Source organism: Streptomyces sp. NRRL S-118 (assembly GCF_000716335.1).
GTDB lineage: Bacteria > Actinomycetota > Actinomycetes > Streptomycetales > Streptomycetaceae > Streptomyces.
Map to the genome: position 1 here is coordinate 42,168 of NZ_KL591043.1, position 2,499 is coordinate 44,666.

At 71.5% G+C, this 2,499-nt stretch carries 3 protein-coding genes and 1 pseudogene; all 4 read left to right on the plus strand.

Annotated elements, in window-relative coordinates:
• Positions 1-1,036, plus strand: a 1,036-nt coding sequence (locus IH00_RS45200) for a beta-ketoacyl reductase (protein ID WP_158828174.1), incomplete at its 5' end; no start/stop codon positions are given.
• Positions 1,015-1,302 carry a hypothetical protein gene (locus tag IH00_RS0135825; protein ID WP_031080638.1) on the plus strand — a complete coding sequence of 96 codons (288 nt, stop codon included), beginning with the start codon at positions 1,015-1,017 and terminating at the stop codon, positions 1,300-1,302. The genes IH00_RS45200 and IH00_RS0135825, both read left to right, overlap by 22 nt.
• A gap of 49 nt (positions 1,303-1,351) precedes the next feature.
• A partial coding sequence (locus IH00_RS44820) for a beta-ketoacyl synthase N-terminal-like domain-containing protein (protein ID WP_234335111.1) occupies positions 1,352-1,764 on the plus strand: 413 nt, incomplete at its 3' end.
• A 1-nt stretch (position 1,765) separates the two neighbouring features.
• A pseudogene (locus IH00_RS44825) lies at positions 1,766-2,499 on the plus strand (beta-ketoacyl synthase N-terminal-like domain-containing protein); the annotation flags it as partial.

Sequence of the window (2,499 nt, forward strand, 5' to 3'; positions counted from 1 at the left end):
CCGCCCCCTCACCGGCATCGTCCACTGCGCGGGTGTCATCGACGACGGCATCCTCGAATCGCTCACCCCCGACCGCCTCTCCACCGTCCTGCGCCCCAAGGCCGAAGCGGCGCTGCACCTGCATGAGCTGACGGTCGGACTCGATCTTTCCGCGTTCGTGTTGTTCTCGTCGTTCGCCGGTGTGGTGGGCAGTGCGGGGCAGGCGGGGTATGCGGCGGCGAATGCGGTGCTGGACGGGTTGGCGTCGTATCGGCGGGGTCGTGGTCTTGCGGGGGTGTCGTTGGCGTGGGGGTGGTGGGGTTCGGATGGTGGTTTGACGGGTGGTTTGTCGCGGGTGGACCGGGCGCGTCTGGTGGGTCTGGGGTTGTCGGCGATGAGTGCGGGGGAGGGTTTGGCGCTGTTCGACGCGGGGGTTGTGTCGGGTGGTGGTCTGGTGGTGCCGGCGGCGTTGGATGTGGCGGGGTTGCGGCGGCGTGGGTCGGCGGAGGTTCCGTCGGTGTTGCGTGCGCTGGTGGGTGGTGGTGCGGGTGTCGGGCGTGCGGTGCGGGCCGGGGGTCTGGGTGAGGGTGCGGGGCTGGGGGCTCGGGTCGCGGGTCTGGGTGAGGTGGAGCGGCGCCGGGTGGTGCTGGATGTGGTGCGGCGTCATGTGGGTGAGGTGCTGGGGTACGGGCCGGGCCGGCTGGTCGCGGTGGACACGCCGTTCAAGAACCTGGGCTTCGACTCGCTGATGGCGGTCGAGCTGCGCAACCAGCTCAACCGGGCCACCGGCCTGCGTCTGCCCGCCTCCCTCGTCTTCGACCAGCCGACCCCCAAGCACATCGCCGAGTACGTGACGCGGGAGCTCGCGGGTACGGCGGAAGCGGCGCAGGCCGTCACCGTGGCCGCAGCCGTCACGTCCGACGACCCGATCGTGATCGTGGGCATGGCGTGCCGGTATCCCGGTGGCGTGCAGNCCTGCGTCTGCCCGCCTCCCTCGTCTTCGACCACCCCACGGTCGAGGAACTGGCCGCGTACGTGGGGACCGAACTGGCCGTGACGGACGGCCCCGCGGTGGACCCGATCCTCGACGACCTCGTCAGGATCGAGAAGGCGTTGGCCGGAGCGGAGTTCGGCGACGACGCCCGGGAACGCATCGCCGACCGCCTCACCGCGCTGCTGGCCCTCTCCTCACCCGGGCGGCGGACCGCCGGTCCCCTCACACAGCCGGAGCCCGCGGACGGCCCCGACTTCGCCGACGAACTGGAAGCCGCGACGGCCGACCAGATCCTCGACGTCATCGAAAAAGAGTTCGGGAACTCCTGAACCTGTCCTTCCAGCCCGACCTCGACGTGCCTTGCGGGAGCGACCTCTCATGACCGACGAAAACAACCTGCTGAGCAAGCTGAAGTGGGCCGCGCGGGAGCTGCACCAGACGCGCCGGCAACTCCAGGAGGCGCAGGAGCGCCACCGCGAGCCGATCGCGATCGTCGGCATGGCCTGCCGATACCCGGGCGGAGTGAACTCCCCCGAGGACCTGTGGCGCCTGGTCGACCGGGGCGGTGACGCCATCTCCGACTTCCCCGAGGACCGGGGCTGGGACACCGACGCCCTCTTCGACCCGGACCCCGACCGGCCCGGGAAGAGCGCCACCCGCAAGGGCGGCTTCCTCTACGACGCGCCCGACTTCGACGCCGACTTCTTCGGCATCTCACCGCGTGAGGCGCTGGCCATGGACCCGCAGCAGCGGCTGCTGCTGGAGACCTCCTGGGAAGCGGTGGAGCGGGCNGCCATGGACCCGCAGCAGCGGCTGCTGCTGGAGACCTCCTGGGAAGCGGTGGAGCGGGCGGGCATCGACGTCACCACCCTCAAGGGCAGCCGTACGGGCGTCTACGCGGGTGTGATGTACCACGATTACGCCGCGGGACTGCCGTCCGTGCCCGCCGAGATCGAGGGCTACTACGGCACCGGAACGGCGGCCGGGGTCATCTCGGGCCGCGTGCCGTACACCTTCGGTCTCACCGGTCCGGCCATCACGGTCGACACGGCGTGCTCGTCGTCGCTCGTCGCCCTGCACCTCGCCGTGCAGGCACTGCGCAGGGACGAGTGCTCCCTCGCCCTGGCCGGCGGTGTGGCGGTGATGTCCAGCCCCGTCATGTTCGCGGAGTTCAGCCGCCAGGGCGGACTGTCGGTCGACGGGCGGTGCAAGGCGTTCGGGGCGGGTGCGGACGGCACCGGCTGGTCCGAGGGCGTCGGCGTCCTCGTGCTGGAGCGCCTGTCCGACGCGGTGCGCAACGGGCACCGGGTGCTCGCGGTCATCCGGGGCAGCGCGGTCAACCAGGACGGCGCCAGCAACGGACTGACCGCCCCCAGCGGCCCTGCCCAGGAAAGCGTCATCCGCCAGGCCCTGGCCGACGCGGGACTCGGTGCCGAAGAGGTCGACGCGGTGGAGGCGCACGGCACCGGTACGCGCCTGGGCGACCCGATCGAGGCGCAGGCACTGCTGGCGACGTACGGGCGGAG